16 protein-coding genes are annotated in these 15,971 nt (G+C 52.8%); 5 read left to right on the forward strand and 11 right to left on the reverse strand.

Going from position 1 to position 15,971, the window contains the following annotated elements; all coding sequences use genetic code 11:
* Positions 1 to 2 precede the first annotated feature (2 nt).
* The 8 genes from JF44_RS0102705 to JF44_RS0102740 form a co-directional block, all read right to left on the reverse strand.
* On the reverse strand, positions 3 to 1,181 hold the full coding sequence (locus JF44_RS0102705; RefSeq protein WP_033067393.1) for a patatin-like phospholipase family protein: 1,179 nt from the start codon (positions 1,179 to 1,181) through the stop codon (positions 3 to 5).
* A gap of 399 nt (positions 1,182 to 1,580) precedes the next feature.
* On the reverse strand, positions 1,581 to 2,051 hold the full coding sequence (locus JF44_RS0102710; protein WP_033067446.1) for a cache domain-containing protein: 471 nt from the start codon (positions 2,049 to 2,051) through the stop codon (positions 1,581 to 1,583).
* A 72-nt stretch (positions 2,052 to 2,123) separates the two neighbouring features.
* On the reverse strand, positions 2,124 to 3,824 hold the full coding sequence (locus JF44_RS0102715; protein WP_033067394.1) for a methyl-accepting chemotaxis protein: 1,701 nt from the start codon (positions 3,822 to 3,824) through the stop codon (positions 2,124 to 2,126).
* Between the two features lie 36 nt (positions 3,825 to 3,860).
* A complete protein-coding gene (locus tag JF44_RS0102720) occupies positions 3,861 to 4,316 on the reverse strand; it encodes a hypothetical protein (protein WP_033067395.1) in 456 nt (151 codons plus the stop codon).
* Between the two features lie 282 nt (positions 4,317 to 4,598).
* Positions 4,599 to 5,054 carry an MmcB family DNA repair protein gene (locus JF44_RS0102725; protein ID WP_033067396.1) on the reverse strand — a complete coding sequence of 152 codons (456 nt, stop codon included), beginning with the start codon at positions 5,052 to 5,054 and terminating at the stop codon, positions 4,599 to 4,601.
* Positions 5,055 to 5,144: 90 nt separating this feature from the next.
* Positions 5,145 to 5,390, reverse strand: coding sequence for a DUF2312 domain-containing protein (locus JF44_RS0102730; RefSeq protein WP_033067447.1), 246 nt, complete (start codon positions 5,388 to 5,390; stop codon positions 5,145 to 5,147).
* 113 nt (positions 5,391 to 5,503) lie between these two features.
* A complete protein-coding gene (locus tag JF44_RS0102735; protein WP_033067397.1) occupies positions 5,504 to 6,673 on the reverse strand; it encodes a carboxylate-amine ligase in 1,170 nt (389 codons plus the stop codon).
* A 1-nt stretch (position 6,674) separates the two neighbouring features.
* Positions 6,675 to 7,475, reverse strand: coding sequence for an N-formylglutamate amidohydrolase (locus JF44_RS0102740; protein ID WP_033067398.1), 801 nt, complete (start codon positions 7,473 to 7,475; stop codon positions 6,675 to 6,677).
* 317 nt (positions 7,476 to 7,792) lie between these two features.
* Between JF44_RS0102740 and JF44_RS0102745 the strand changes: the two genes are divergently transcribed.
* On the forward strand, positions 7,793 to 8,542 hold the full coding sequence (locus tag JF44_RS0102745; RefSeq protein ID WP_033067399.1) for a FadR/GntR family transcriptional regulator: 750 nt from the start codon (positions 7,793 to 7,795) through the stop codon (positions 8,540 to 8,542).
* Positions 8,543 to 8,593: 51 nt separating this feature from the next.
* A complete protein-coding gene (locus tag JF44_RS0102750) occupies positions 8,594 to 9,856 on the forward strand; it encodes a glycerate kinase type-2 family protein (RefSeq protein WP_033067400.1) in 1,263 nt (420 codons plus the stop codon).
* Between the two features lie 20 nt (positions 9,857 to 9,876).
* On the opposite strand, the gene otnI is transcribed toward JF44_RS0102750, so the two are convergent.
* Together otnI and gcvA are read right to left on the reverse strand one after the other, a co-directional pair.
* On the reverse strand, positions 9,877 to 10,668 hold the full coding sequence (gene otnI, locus JF44_RS0102755) for a 2-oxo-tetronate isomerase (RefSeq protein ID WP_033067401.1): 792 nt from the start codon (positions 10,666 to 10,668) through the stop codon (positions 9,877 to 9,879).
* A gap of 59 nt (positions 10,669 to 10,727) precedes the next feature.
* Positions 10,728 to 11,642, reverse strand: coding sequence for a transcriptional regulator GcvA (gene gcvA, locus JF44_RS0102760; protein ID WP_052065394.1), 915 nt, complete (start codon positions 11,640 to 11,642; stop codon positions 10,728 to 10,730).
* Between the two features lie 122 nt (positions 11,643 to 11,764).
* On the opposite strand from gcvA, the gene JF44_RS0102765 reads away from it, so the two are divergent.
* Entirely contained in the window at positions 11,765 to 12,454 is a 690-nt protein-coding gene (locus tag JF44_RS0102765) for an FMN-dependent NADH-azoreductase (protein ID WP_033067402.1), read from the forward strand.
* A gap of 58 nt (positions 12,455 to 12,512) precedes the next feature.
* On the opposite strand, the gene JF44_RS0102770 is transcribed toward JF44_RS0102765, so the two are convergent.
* Complete coding sequence (locus JF44_RS0102770) at positions 12,513 to 13,805, reverse strand: NAD(P)/FAD-dependent oxidoreductase (RefSeq protein WP_033067403.1); 1,293 nt, start codon at positions 13,803 to 13,805, stop codon at positions 12,513 to 12,515.
* Between the two features lie 165 nt (positions 13,806 to 13,970).
* Here JF44_RS0102770 and JF44_RS0102775 point away from each other — a divergent pair, with 165 nt between their 5' ends.
* On the forward strand, positions 13,971 to 14,399 hold the full coding sequence (locus tag JF44_RS0102775) for an HIT domain-containing protein (protein ID WP_033067404.1): 429 nt from the start codon (positions 13,971 to 13,973) through the stop codon (positions 14,397 to 14,399).
* A gap of 94 nt (positions 14,400 to 14,493) precedes the next feature.
* On the forward strand, positions 14,494 to 15,849 hold the full coding sequence (gene hemN, locus JF44_RS0102780) for an oxygen-independent coproporphyrinogen III oxidase (RefSeq protein WP_033067405.1): 1,356 nt from the start codon (positions 14,494 to 14,496) through the stop codon (positions 15,847 to 15,849).
* Positions 15,850 to 15,971 lie beyond the last annotated feature (122 nt).

Raw genomic sequence — 15,971 nt, forward strand, 5'->3', positions numbered from 1 at the left:
GTTCAGACGAAGCGCGGAAAACGGCCCTGGAATTCCGGCAGAAGGCGGATCGCCTCTTCTCGCAAACTTCGCACGGATTTTGCGTGGCGTTTGCGTTGCCGATAGTCGGCAATCATTTGATCGGTCGATACAAAGCCATCCTCAATACCGCGATCAAGGTTTTCCCACGTCCAGTCATAGTTGATATGCGGAGATACAGGGATTTCGACGATATCGATTTTACGACCGCTTTCGGCGACTTCGCGTTTGAAAGCCGTGACCGCATCCTCGCTGGCCGACGCGGCAAACAGCATGACCAGATTGTTGAGCGCGTCATAAAGATTTTCAGGCTGACGCACCTGTTTGAGATCCAGAATGCGACTGACCCAAACTTCATTAACATCAGGGTGAAGTCGCAGGAAATCAAAGAAATTGACGGAATCGACCGTTGCCCCCTCGCAATAGGTGTCGCCATTGATTTCGACCGGTTCCTCGATAAACGGCAAGGCCGAACAGGCACAAAGCGTCTGGGCATTCATCTGTGGCAAATCGTAGTGATCGGGTTTATTGGTAAAAAGCTCCAGCCGTTGCTTGGAAAGATTATAGGCATTGTGGAACATGGCGGGCTTGTCGGGCTGATAAAGACGATCAAAATTCAGCCGATCCAGAAACATGCTGTCTGGGGAATAGATCTTGGCCAATCCCTTGGTCTGGGTCTGGTAAATCGATCCGACGAGAAAACGTGACAACGGATTTGCCGCAAGAAAACCGTTTAGCAAAACATCATTGAAATTGTGAGGCGTCCAGTATTTGGGGTTACCCATGAAGTGCTGCACATGTTCAACCGCCTCGCCGATGGCATCAGGAACAATCAATCCCTGATAGCTGTCGGGGTTAAAGAAGTAATTGAGTTTGTTGGCGAAATCAGAAAAGAAATCCGGGGCAAAGGCCGATGCAATCGGAAACCTTTCATAGACACTTGCCGGTCGGAAAATTTTACGAAAAAAGGCGATGGTCTGGTCAAGTTCCTGGCCCTCGTCCGCTTGATGCCAGGCAACCGAAAGCCAGGCGCCGATACAGGCAGAAGACCAGATATCGAACGTGATATCCGGTTCCTGCTGCAAGCGTTTGAGCACACCGATACTCAAGCCAACAGCAGGCCCGCCGCCTGAAAGAAAGATAGCTCGTTTGATCTTGTCCACGTCGCAATCTCCTTGTTGAAAACCGAATACTTCGGCCCAAACAACATGGTGCAAGCGTTGCGGATGCCTCCGCTTACACCATCGCTTACCCCCAGGAGATACCAGTCCATCTTTGCGGACCTGTAGATACGGCAATCATTATAATGATTTTAAGCCGCTACATTTGAGACAATTATTCAATAGTGATGTGACAAAACACGCGAATACATATACCTAGATATATATAAAACCGAAAAACATATACCAAAATACCATTTTTATTAAATCTATATTTATAATATCTAAATTACAAACCTGAACACTGTCGATTTAATTTAACAAATACTTTGGATATTATTTTTAAATCCGAAACACAAAAACCGCCCGAGGGCGGTTTTTGCTTTTCGAAGTTATTACTTTCTATTCGTAATAACCCACCATGAAAATCTTGCTGTCATGGGCTTTCACCCAGGTTTTCTTTTCAGCAAGTTTTTTGGTCTGCGGATGAGTCCAGGTATAATTGGACCAGCCACCATCCGGCGTTGCCTTGCCGGTTTCAACCATGTCACGAATGATGAACTTGCTGTTCACATCCTGAAGATCCCAGAGGCCAGGGTTATTGACCAGTTTCGGGTTGATGGCATGGGTCAGGAAAGTGCCCTTTTCGCCATCAGCGACAATCACATAGAACTCGTCAAAGACATATTCGCCTGCCTTGTCGTTGAAAACGGCAAAGGATTTTTCCTGCCCGACTTCGTCATAAAGCGCGATTGCCTTGTCCACCAGATCCTTGGCGGTTGCTTCCTTATCCTGGGCCATGGCCGACGATACATTCAGAACCATCAGGAACGACACCAAAGCCGCACCGAACGAACGCAAAACCATATTCATCCTGAATTCCCCTTTGATCATAGATGAGTGTAGTGAGTAGTGGTTAGTTGAAGTGTTAGAAAAACTGGTCCGTCAGACTGCGCGCAGCCGGGCGACAAGACCATCAACCGAACTGCTTAAGCCCGCCATTTCACGGCTAAGCTCAGCGGTTGCCTCGCCGACACTTCCCGCAGAATCGCGGGTTGCGCGGGCGATATCGCGCACATCACCGATGCCGCCCGACACGGTTTCGGCATAACCGGCAGCCTCGGAGATACTGGTGCTGATCTGTCCTGTCGCGTTCCCCTGCTCCATGACAGATTCTGCCGTCAGCCTCAGAACTTCATTGATGCCCTGGACACTCTCGACGATGGTTCGGATCGCCTCGACCGCCTGACCGGTTTCGGCACGGACATTGGCGATTTCCGTTGCAATCTCTTCGGTTGATTTTGCCGTCTGGCTTGCAAGGTTTTTCACCTCATTTGCGACCACGGCAAAACCTTTGCCCGCTTCACCAGCGCGCGCAGATTCAATCGTCGCATTCAACGCCAGAAGGTTGGTTTGCTCGGCGATATTGCCGATTAGGGCTGCGACATCCTCAATCCGGATGCTGGCTTCTTCGAGGCGTCGGATTTTTTCGTCCGCGTCACGGGCCTGTTCGCTGGCTTCTTGCGCCTGCCGACTGCTTTTCTGGATTTCTTCACTGATATGGGCAATTGCCCCAGCAAGCCCGGCCGCAGCTTGGGAAATCTCGCCCATATTGTGGCTCGATTTGCCCGATGCATCAAAGGCGCTTTCGCTTTGCTGGTCGGTTCTTTCAGCATTGCCAAGAAGTGCCGAGGCGGACGCACCGATCTGCTCAATCGCTGCACTTACCGCCGTTGCCGTCCCCTGTACCGAGGTTTCGATATCCTGGGCAAGCTCCTGCATAATAAGGCGTTTTTCCTCGATTGCGCGGGCTTCATCCTCTTGACGTTGCTCTTCGGCAGCTTCGAGGCTTTCGGCATTCTGGCGGAACACTTCAACCGCATCGGCCATCTTGCCCATCTCGTCCTTGCGCCCGGTGTAGGGTACGGAAATGTCTATCTTACCTTCGGCAAGTTCGCGCATCACATGGGTAAGATTTTTGACCGGGCCGCCAATCAGGCTTGCGATCACAAAGCTGATCACGGCCATTGCAACCGATGCCAGAATAGCGGCTATCACGGTCTGATCCTGGGCCGAACTGCCCACTGCCATTGCAGCACCACTTGCGCTATCCATTCGAAGCTCTGCAGTACCGCGCAGCTTTGAAAGAATATCGGTCAGGGCTTCATAATCGGATTGTGCGGACCATGAAAAGCTAAGCGCGCCGGTATAATCAATGTCCAACATCCCAAGGACCTGATTGACCTTGCCAAGATAACCGTCAAAACGTTCCTGAGCATCCACCGACATCTGACGCCCGGAATCCGTAAGGTTTTCATTTTCAAGCAACGTCACAAAGGACAGTTTTGCTTCTTCAATTTGCGTATCAAGTTCCTGGGTAACGCTGTTCATCCGGTCTTCATCAACACCAGCCGCAGACCATGAAAGCAAACGATAGACGGTCTGATGTACTCTGGTCACATTGCGATCAATCTCGCTGATATCCTTGACCTCTGGATATGCTTCGCTGACGGCGAACTCCAGACCATCAGAAAGCGACATCATGGCTCGCCCGCCGATCAGGCTGACAGCAATGATGGTGACAACCGCAATAACCGGCAAAATGGAAAGTTTGGTCCCGATACTCAGATTCGCAAAAGTCTTCATTCTTTGGCTATCCAAAATTAACGTTCACAGGTGACGTCAGGCAGCGTCGTTACTAGCCGCCTGAAGTTTGGCAACGGTCACGTCGCCGGTCGTATTTCGATAAGCAGAAAGAACATCGTCGGTCGCGCAATAGCCGTCCTCGATGCTGCGATCGAGGTTTTCCGACGTCCAGTCGTAGCTGATATTGGCTTCCACCGGGATTTCAATGACCCGGATATCGTGCACGCCTCCAGCAAGCTTGTATTTGAACAGCTCGACGTCTTCTTCAGCGTTGATGATCTGGGAAAAGAAATCCGGAGCAAAAGCAGCGGCAATCAGACACCGGTCATAGCGTTTTTGCGACCGGCAGATCCTGTTAAAAAATTCGACTGTCTGTTCGTATTCACGCCCAAGATCGGATTGCTTCCAGGCAGCCGCACGCCAGGCACCGATACTCAAACCAACAGCTGGTCCGCCCCCAGCCAAAGCAATCGCACGTTTCGTTTCCGCCATGTCCTTGTCCCCCAAAGAAGGAACCGGGCATTACACCCAACACGGGTCAGTCGAAACGAATTTCAAAAATCGCTCGCGCTGACCCAAGCGCTCTCGCAATACTTATATTGCATTGCACAAACACAACTTTTAGGCCAGTGCGTTTCGAGGTAAAGAAACTTATACGTTTTGATGCTATGCGATAGATTAGTAAAAGTTGCAGGTAAAATTATAGTTTAATATCAATGACTTAGCATTTTATATTAATCTGTAAGAATAATAGGAATATAACCTTTGGTTTACCTATCCCAATACGTTTTCCTTTGAAGAAAATGCACTTAAACGTCCTGCTGCGGTTTGCCCAAACGAGATCAGAAGCTTTTTTCGACGCGCTGCGGAGAGCTTTTCCTCCGAACCTGATCGAATGATGGCGGCCTCGAAACGATCCGCCACGATCAGTCCGACATCCTCAGGAATAAGTTCCTTGGGAAAGTGCATCGGGACGGCAAAATAAAACCTGTCACAGTAATCCAGATAGCTTTGCCATTTCTGATCAACCCGGAAATCTTCGACTGAAGATTTGACTTCAACTGCCCAAAGTTCGCCTTTCTCCCCAAGGGCCAACACATCAAGCCTGCGTCCATTGCCCAGACGAAGCTCCGTCAGGCACGCCATACGGTGATGATATAAAAGTCGACAAACGCCCTGGGTCACATCAGATGTGATTTCCGGGCGCGTCGGCATTGTTTCTGTTGCCATAAGCACAGCTTACAAAAGCAAAAGCCCGCATAAAAGCGGGCTTTTAAGTCAAGGATCGGTCTCCTGACACAAGATGTCAGTGATGGGCGATCAATTCATGCCAAGAGCACGTTTGTAGACCTCTAGAATTTCTTCCTGTTCGGTGCGCTCGTGGTCTTCCATTTTGCGCAGACGAATGATCTGGCGCAGGATTTTGACGTCATAGCCAAGCGCCTTGGCTTCGCCATAGACTTCCTTGATGTCAGCCATCAGGTTGGCTTTTTCTTCTTCAAGGCGTTCGATACGCTCAACATAGCTCGCAAGCTGATCGGCTGCGATACCACCGACTTCGGTCATCAATTCTTCTCCGATGATGGATTGCACAGCGGATATCCGGTGCGCGAAATTTACAGGGCCCAAACCCATTTCGGCGCGACGATACTCAATGCATTCCGCGCTGACAAGAGTCGTTAGGTATCAGACTTTGCCTTGGGCTGTGTTTCTTCGATCAGTTGATCAGCAACCATGATCAATGCATCCTTTGAACTGGCCCCGTTTTCAACTGCCCTGTCGTATGTTTCGCGCTGCCGTCGGGCACTGGTGCCTCGACTGACGATTTTGCGTGCATGTTCGACTTCGGCCACACAGTCAAAAAATTCGGCATCGGGGCGGATCAGCCCAAGAATTTCTTCGAGCAAATCGGCATAGGGGACAATCTCGCTCCGGCCGAAATCAATCAGCCCGGCCTTCTCGCCGGGGTCGCTGCCATAACGGCACGCCCGCCAGCGGTTTTCACGCACCAGCATATTCGCATAAATCCGCCAGCGCTGATTGTTGCGCCGTAAACGATACAACATCCGCATCAGGCACCGCGTGATGGACGCCACACAAACCGCATCCTCAAGATCGGTACAAACATCGGCAATGCGCATCTCAAGGGTCGGCCAGCGATCCGAGGGCCGCAAGTCCCACCAAAGCTTGGTGCCATCATCGATCACACCTGCATCAATCAACATGTCCACATGGCGGCGATATTCCGCCCACGACCCGAAAACTTCGGGAAGGCCGGTGCGCGGCAGATTATCAAACACCGAAAGCCTGAAGGTCTGAAGCCCCGTCTCCTTGCCACGCCAGAACGGCGAGCTGGTCGTAAGCGCCAGAAGATGTGGCAGGAAGTAGCTGGCCTGTGCCATCAGTTCGATGCGAAGGTCATCATCTTCGATCCCGACATGAACATGCATGCCGCAAATAAGCAGCCGGTCCACCACCGTGCGCAAATCGCGCGCGATGGTGTTATAGCGTTCGCCGTCAGTATGTTTTTGATTGTCCCATTGGGCAAAGGGATGTGTCGATGCCGCCAGAAGCGCCATGTCATATTTTGCTGCCACCTCGGAAAGCGTGGTGCGCATATGAATAAGTTGCTCGCGGGCCTCTGCGGCACTGTTGCAGACCTGAGTTCCGGTTTCGATCTGACAGCGCATGAATTCGGATGATACCTGATCCCCCAATTTGGCCTTGGCGTCTTTGAGGAAATCGGCAGGCGGATCGGTTGCCAGGTCGCGGGTTTCGCGATCCACAAGCCAGAATTCTTCTTCGATGCCAATGGAAAATCCCGGTTCGCGCGCCTTGGCCCCTGCCAAATCAGTCTCTCCTGATTTTATAAAGGTTCGGATCAGCGAGAATATCAACGAAGGCATCGCCCAGGATCTTCGCCCATTTCACGCATCCTTCATCAGTATCAATCAGATCCTGACGAATTTCAATCGACACACAGGGCAGACCGGCGGCTTCGCCATGATGATCAATGGTGTAATCGGCCAATTGACGCCCGGAATAGGGTTCATTGTCGCCAATGGTCAAATCCGGGTTTTGTGTGCGCAAGGTTTCCATCAACGCCAAAGGGATACGGTCATCCTTATCCCATAAAACGCCAATTTCCCAAGGACGTTCGAAATCCTGGAACACTGGTGTAAAGCTGTGAATGGCGATCAGGGCCGGGGCAATTTTATGGGCATGGAAGCGGGCAATCTGTTCTTCGATGGCCCAGTGATAGGGCAAAAAAATCTCGCGGATACGGTCCATATGCTCTGTCGGCGAGATGTTCCGGTTGCCTGGCACCACGGTCTGATCGGCAACTTCGGGCATCCCGGTCGGGTCCCAAAGTTGGCGGTTGCAATCAATCACCAAACGGGAATAGCCCCCCAGAACCGCAGGGCAATCAAAGCGATCAACAAGAATTTCCGTCACTTTGCGGGCACCGATGTCCCAGCCGATATGACGTTTGCGCTCTTCTTCGGGCAGACCAAGCGTTCCCAGCTTTTTGGGGATTTCACGCGATGCATGATCGCAAACAAAAAGCGAATGCCCCTTGCCGTTTTTGTTCAAAACCTCAAACGGGGCGGGATCATCATGGCCCAAAAGGGCCCCTGCTTGGTTCGGCACGCGTATTCTCCTGAAATTCGATGATCTTAGGCGGCAGGTCAGCCAAGCGATCGCTTGGCAAAACCGGGGGCGATCACATGACAGAAGGCCAAAAGGGTTAAAGGCCCGTCGGTGCGCCAACCGGCCCTTGTTGAACTATCAATTAATCACCATCAAGACAAGATTGCCCTGTCATAAGCACCGCACAACATATCGACACTTTGCGTCCGCCCCAAACATCCCTTAAACTGGTATGACCATTCGAAGGATGATCCGGGCTCATGCCCGGTTGGTTTGATTGGAATGGCACAGAAAAATGCGATTGGAGACACCCAAACATGCCGTCTGGCAAGTCACATCAGGCATTGGACGATCAGGAACCCAAACGGCCCAAAAGGATTGCCGACCAGGTTGCTGATCAAATTCTTGAAAAGATATCTGACGGCATATTCCTGCCAGGTGACCGCCTGCCCGGGGAACGCCAGCTTGCCGAAAGCATGTCGGTCAGTCGCGTTTCTGTGCGTGCAGCCCTGCAAAAACTGAAAACGCGTGGTTACCTGCGCGCGGTTCAGGGTGGTGGTACGGAAATTCTGTCGTCAACCGGCATCGACATGGATACAGCCATGACCGATCTGGTTCGCGATTCGATTACGAACTTGCGCGACTTGCAGGAAATCCGTGGCACCCTTGAAACCTGGGCGGCACGGCGGGCCGCAATCAATGCCAGCGACGAAGACATCAAATTGTTGCGCATGGCCTTTCGACAGGCCCATGACCCAAGGCGTGCGGCGAAATACCGTGCCGATGATGACCATCGTCTGCATATGATGATTGGCCGCGCGAGCGGATCGATCATTTATTATCACGTGATGAAGATGCTTCATGACGTATTGCAAGCCGCACTGACCGAAATCCGGTTCAACAACATGACCGGTCCATCGTTTGATCGCATGGTGCAAGATCACCACCGCGACATCATCGAAGCGATTGCTGCCCATGACCCGGACGCGGCCGAAAAAGCCATGTCCAACCATCTTCAGGCGGTGATTGATTTCTTTAAAACGGCCTCGGACAAACAAGCGACGTGATCGCAAAACCATAATGGCCGACATCAAATAATTTACTCAGGGAACCTCAAAATGACGACCTCGCGCGAAAAACTTCTGGCTTTGATGGATGCGGCCCTTAAGGCTGCTGACCCGGGTGTACAAATCCCGCGCAACCTGCCATCCCCGCCAAAAGGCAAGACCATCGTTATTGGCGCGGGCAAGGCGTCGGCCAATATGGCGCGCGCCTTTGAACAGGCCTGGGATGGCGATATCGAAGGTCTGGTTGTGACCCGTTATGGCCATGCCGTTGCCTGCGACAAAATCGAAATTGTCGAGGCGTCCCACCCCGTACCCGATGCGGCAGGCGAAGAGGCCGCGAAACGTATTCTGGATGTCGTCAAAAATGCCGGTCCGGATGATCTTGTGGTTTGCATGATTTCCGGGGGTGGATCGGCCCTTTTGGCGCTGCCCGGCCCGGGTCTGACCCTTGAAGACAAGCAGGCAATCAGCAAGGCGTTGCTGCGCAGTGGCGCGACCATTTCGGAAATGAACTGTGTGCGCAAACATCTTTCGGCGATCAAGGGGGGACGCCTTGCCAAGGCCTGCGCGCCTGCACGGATTGTGACCTATCTTGTATCGGATGTTCCGGGCGACGACCCGGCGATTATTGCATCTGGCCCGACGGTTGCCGACCCGACAACCGGTCAGGACGCGCTTGATATCCTTCGCCATTATCGGATCGACATCCCCAAAGCCGCCGACGACCTTCTGCGCAGTGCCGAAGATGAAACGATCAAGCCCGATGATCCCTGTTTTGACGGCCATGAAACCGTCATGCTGGCCCGCCCGCAAGACAGTCTTGAGGCTGCGGCCAAGGTTGCCCGCGAGATGGGGCTTAATCCGGTTATTTTGGGCGATGCGATTGAAGGCGAATCCCGCGAGGTCGCCATCATGCATGCCGGGATTGCCCATCAGGTCGCCAATCATGGTCAACCTGCGGCAAAACCCTGCGTGCTGCTTTCAGGTGGTGAAACAACCGTCACCGTGCGCGGCAAAGGTGGTCGTGGCGGGCGCAACAGCGAATTTTTGCTGTCGCTTTTGTTGCAGTTACGCGATCAGGCAGGCTTCAGTGCGCTTGCGATTGATACCGACGGCATTGATGGCAGCGAAGACAATGCCGGTGCGATCATTGATGCAACAAGCTGGAAAACGGCACAGAAGGCGGGTGTCGATCTTTGGGAATATCTTGCCAATAACGATGCCTATAGCGCCTTTGCCAAAATTGATGATCTGCTGATCACCGGCCCGACATTGACCAATGTGAATGATTTCCGTGCCATCCTGATCGAATAGGACACATAGGATACACGCACTCAGACACCGGGCTGTGGCATCCATGGCCGAACCCAGCCAAGACCATCTTCGGTCTTGGCGTGGGGTTTGTATTCGCACCCGATCCAGCCGTCATAGCCGATGCGATCGAGCATATAGAACAGGAACGGATAGTTCAGCTCCCCACTGTCGGGTTCATGGCGGCCCGGTGCGCCCGCGACCTGCACATGGGCGATGCTGTCGATATGTTTATCCAGCCGTGCAGCGATATTTCCGCCAACAATCTGGGCATGATAAATATCGAATTGCAGTTTCAGGCGCGGGTGTTCAAGCTGTTCCAGAATCACGGCCGCCTGTTCGACTGAGTTCAGCAAATATCCCGGCATATCAAGCGGATTGATCGGTTCGATCAGGATATCAACACCCACCTGATCGGCAAGGTCGGCGGCATAAAGAAGATTGTCGCAATAAAGACGTGCGAGTTCACCGGGATCTTCGCCTGCCCCTTTCACACCGGCCATACAATGAAGCATCTTGCAGTTGGTTGCAGCGGCATAATCAAGTGCGGTGACAACGGAATCACGAAAGGCATCCTCACGCCCCGGTCGACAGGCAAGGCCACGGTCGCCTGCCTCCCAGTTTCCCGCAGGCAGGTTAAACAGAACCTGTTCCAGTCCATTGTCGTCCAAAAGCGATTTGACCGTAGACATCGGCATGTCATAGGCGCCGATATATTCCACCCCGACAAAGCCCGCATCCGCCGCCGCAGCGAAGCGCTTTTCAAATGGAAGTTCGGCGAACAGAAAAGACAGATTGGCAGCAAAGCGGGGCATATTACACCTGAAGGGCGAGAGGAAACGGGTTGGTATGGTTTCCCATGCGTCAGACAAGGTCAATCATCATTCGGTGGATTTTCCGATGTGGCCTGTGATTTCACGACTTCAGATGCAGCCCAGTCGCCGAAAACTGCTGCCTCTGCCCGGTTATTCCCCCGGCCGGTATGCACTAAATGATAGGTGTGACCGTCAAGGTGCTGGTCAAATGGCGCAGTCAAAAGACCGGAACTGATTTCATCACGGGTCAGAACGGAACTGGCAAGAACCACGCCCTGCCCGGCAATTGCCGCTTGAATGGCGTGGGTATCATCGGAAAAACTGATCCCGCCTGATGTATTAAGCTCCTTGATCCCATGAACCGCAGCCCAGCGCGGCCAAGTCGGGGTCGCATCATCCGAATTCAACCAATCAAGATGCAGCAATGTCGTGTTGCACAAATCATCAAAGCTGCGAATACCCAGCATCGGACTGCAAAGTGGCACGAACTTCTCGCGAAACATCGGTTGCGATACAAGTCCATGATAGGGACCCGGGCCATAGCGGATGGCGGCATCGACAGTCCCGCTGGCAAGATCGACTGCCTCGATCGACGTATGTAAATGCAGATGAATATCCGGATGACGTTTCTGGAAATCCGGCAAACGCGGCAGCAACCATTTGGCCGCAAAATATGGAACAACCGAAACAGTCAGATTTCGTAATGCCTTGCGCTGACCTATACGGTCAATTGCATTTGCAAAAGACACAAAGCCATCACGAAGCACCGGATAAAGTTCCTGTCCGGCCTGGGTTAACACCACCTGTCTTGGCCTGCGATCAAACAGGCGCACGCCAAGAGTTTCCTCAAGAAGACGTACCTGATGACTGATTGCGGTCGGTGTAACGGCAATCTCGGCCGCGGCTTTTTTAAAACTCTGATGGCGCGCAGCAGCTTCGAACGCGCGCAGGGCTGCAAGGGGCGGTAAAGACATATGGATGAATTCAGCTCATCTGTATCATGATGAATTCGATTTTGCCTTAAATGGCAAAAGGTAACAAGTCTGGAGCACCCCTCAATCAAAGGTGAATTTAAATCATCATAAGGAATCCCTCGATGACCAGACTTCTTCATATCGATAGCAGCGCCCGCCCCGGCCGTTCCGATCAGAAAAGCCACGGATCACACAGCCGACGTCTGACCGCCAAGTTCATCGAACACTGGCACAACGCGCGCCCACAGGATGAAATCATTTATCGCGATGTTGGCGCCCATCCCCCTGCGCCGGCAAGTGGTGACTGGATACACGCTGCCTTCACCCAACCGGAAGACCGCGAAGACTGGATGCATGATGTCCTGAAAGAAAGTGACCTTCTGGTCGATGAGTTACTTTCTGCCGATATTATTGTTGCGGGCGTTCCGATGTATAATTTCGGCATGCCCGCCCAGATGAAGGCATGGGTCGATAACATCGTACGTGTCGGCAAAACATTCGGGTTTGATCGTTCGCGAGACGGCGTACCTTATTGGCCGATGGTGAACGGCGACAAATCGATCGTCGTTTTATCGTCTCGCGGGGATTACGGCTATGACCCCGGTGGCCGGGTTGCGCATCTGAATTTTGTCGAAGGGGGACTTTTCACCCCGCTTCAATATATCGGGATCACCGATCAGTATGGTGCTGCCATTGAATATGATGAATTCGGCGATGATCGCACGGAACGGTCCATCACCATGGCCGAAACCGAAACGATCACAATCGCAGAGAATCTGATCACGAAATACAACACCAGAACCACTCGATAGCGAACACTGACCGGGCAAGGGGCACTCCCCCTGCCCGGTCGGCAAGTCACTTAGGTTATCATCTGGCTTCGTGTCTTACCGCGGGCACCACGGCACTCGCGTTATCCTTGTCTTCACCCGTGATGAGGCGCGCGCCTTTTTTACGAAACAGGTAACTCCAAACCCATTGCACCATCACCAGTGCCGGCGCACGCATGCCGATCAGGAAATAGATATGTGCAAGCCCCCAGAACCACCACGCAAGCCAGCCTTTCAACTTGAACCCGTTCAGATCAATCACTGCACGATGGCGGCCGATGGTCGCAAGGTTGCCCGCATGGCGATATTTAAATGCCGGGGTTTTCGTGCCGGCCATGGCATCAAGAATGCGCCCGGCAACATATTTGCCTTGCTGTTTTGCCGCCGGGGCAATGCCCGGTACAGTCCCGCCATCGCCCCACGGAATATGGGCAGCATCGCCAATGACAAAAACATTGTCATGATCGGGAATCGAAAGGTCGGGTTCAACCAGGATCCGACCACCGCGATCAGCCGGTTTTTGTGTCCAATCCTTAAGATCGAGCACCTGAACACCTGCCCCCCAGATGACATTGGCCGCTGGAATAAATTCTTCGCCGATCTGAACGCCCTGTTTCGTGATATCTGAAACCGGGGTACCAAGGCGCACCTCGACACCAAGACTTTCGAGTGCCTGACGGGTATAGTCAGAAAGGCTTTGCGGAAATGCGCCAAGCAATCTGTCACTGGCCTCGACCAGAATGACGCGGGCATCGCGTGGATCAATTCGGCGGAAATCATCGGAAAGTGCCTTTTTGCCCAGTTCCGCAATGGCCCCGGCCATTTCAACCCCGGTCGGCCCACCGCCAACAACGACAAAATTCAACAGGCGGCGTTTTTGCGCGTCGTCCTGGCTGTTTTCGGCCTGTTCAAACGCCAGAAGCAGTCTTTTGCGGATATTGGTGGCCTCGGTGATGTTTTTGAGCCCCGATGCCAACCCGGCCCAATGATCATTGCCGAAATAGGATGTCACCGCCCCGGTCGCGAGGATCAAATAATCGTATTCAAGCTGATGTTCACCAGACAAGACGCGCCGGTTGGGCAGATCAATGCCGGTAACCTCGCCCATAAAAACAGACACGTTTGATGCATGGCTGAAAATGCTTCGGGTTGGCCAGGCGATCTCGGCCGGGGACAAATCGGCTGTCGCCACCTGATACAGCAATGGTTGAAACAAGTGATGGTTGCGCTTGTCGATCAGAATGACTTCGACATTCTTGCCCGCCAGTTTCTTGGCGGCACTCATGCCACCAAATCCGGCCCCGACAATGACCACACGTTTCCGATCAGACATTTTGAGACACTCCGTTCCGCCCATTGTTCCAACCCGTGCTTCAAGTAGTAACATCAGAAAGAAAGCGCAAACAAACCAATGCAATCAATGACACATACGGGCCAAGACAAGCCGGGGTGTTATCGTTATAAGGACGGTCTGTTGTCCTGATGATAAAGGTCCCACATGAATAACGCCTTTTCCCTTCATCCGCAGCTTGCCGCCGATTGCACGTTGGTTACCGACGGACCGCTGTCGCATGTGCTTTTGATGAATGATGCGCGTTACCCTTGGCTGATCCTTGTCCCCAAACGCCCTGATCTTGTGGACTACGATGATCTGACCACCGAGGACCGCACTACGCTTGGTCACGAAATTGCCGCCGTCTCAAAGGTGATCAAAAGCCGGTTTGACGTGTTCAAAACCAATGTCGCCATGCTGGGCAATATGGTGCCGCAACTTCATTGCCATGTGATCGGGCGTTTCAAGGATGACCCCGCCTGGCCCGGACCGGTTTGGGGTGTTGGCGATGCCGTCCCTTACGAAGAAGATGCCGGTCGCGACCGACTGGCGGCGCTGCGTGCAGATCTGATTTCTGCTTTCAAGCATCTGTGACCGGGCAATAGCGCCAACCCTTGACGCACATCAAGGCCTGCATATTTGGAATAATGCAAAAGACGGACAGAACGAATTAATCGGGATGTCCGTCATGGAGCTTGCCCTTTACGAAAAATACGACCTGCGACTGCCGCGCTATACCAGCTATCCGACCGCGCCGCATTTCCATGCCGGTGTAGACGGCAAGGTGTTTGAAGGCTGGCTGGGTGATCTTGATCCCAAGCAACCGCTGTCGCTCTATCTGCATGTCCCCTATTGCGAGGAAATGTGCTGGTTCTGCGGCTGCAACACCAAGATCACCAAGAACTACAAGCCAGTGAATGGCTATGTCGCGGCCCTTCTGACCGAGATCGAAGGCACGCTTGGCAAACTGCCAACAGACAAAAATTTCAGCGTTTCGCATATTCATTTTGGTGGCGGCAGCCCGACCATCCTCAAGGCAGAAGACCTGCGTGCCATCATGGCGGCAATCCGTGCCCGATTGCATATCCTTGATGATGCCGAAATCGCCATTGAAATGGATCCGCGCACCGCAACAGATGACTTCATGGAAGCCATGGTCGAATGCGGCTTTAACCGGGCCAGCATCGGCATCCAGGATTTCAACCAACAGGTCCAGATCGCCGTCAACCGCGTCCAGAGCATGCAGCTTGTCCAGAATGTCATTGCCAAGCTGCGTGCGCATGGAATTAACGGCATCAATGTCGATCTGATGTATGGTCTGCCGTTCCAGACGGTTGAAACCCTGCGTGAAACGGTAGATCAGACGGTGGAACTTTGCCCTGATCGTCTGTCGGTGTTTGGCTATGCCCATGTGCCGTGGATGAAAAAGCACCAACAGCTTATCCCGACCGAGGCCCTGCCAAATACCGAAGAACGCTGGGCACAATACGAAGAAATCCAGAACCGCCTTGGCGATCATGGCTTTGTCGCCATCGGGCTTGATCACTTTGCTCATCAGGCCGACAGCATGGCACACGCCCTTGCCGGTAGTGAATTGCACCGTAACTTCCAAGGCTACACCACCGACCTTGCCGAAGCCCTGATCGGGTTTGGCCCATCTGCGATTTCATCGCTGCCGCAGGGTTATGCCCAAAACGATCCGGCACTCGCCCACTGGCAGCGCGCGGTTGAAGACGGTAAATGTGCCATAGAAAAAGGTGTCGCATTGACCGCAGACGACAAATTGCGCCGCGACATCATTAATGAACTGATGTGCAATCTTGCCGTTAACCTTGATGAGGTTTGCACAAGTCACGGCATTTCAGCAGATCGTTTCGCGCCCGAACTTGATCGCATCAAGGTGATGACCCAGGATGGCATTGTCGAAGTTCAGGCGAATTACATTAAACTGAGTGAGATGGGCCGCCCGCTGGTGCGGGCGGTCTGTGCGGCGTTTGATACCTATCTTGATCCGGAACATGGCCGGCATTCACAGGCCGTATAACAAAAAAGGGGCTGCAACCAGCCCCTCAGACTGCTGACGAACCCCGTCTTTAAGAGGCGGGGTTTTGTTTTTAGAGCGAGATGTGTCTTTTTTGGAGGCAGCAGGATAACGCCGGATTTATG

The sequence above is a fragment of the Thalassospira australica genome (assembly GCF_000763295.1).
GTDB lineage: Bacteria > Pseudomonadota > Alphaproteobacteria > Rhodospirillales > Thalassospiraceae > Thalassospira > Thalassospira australica.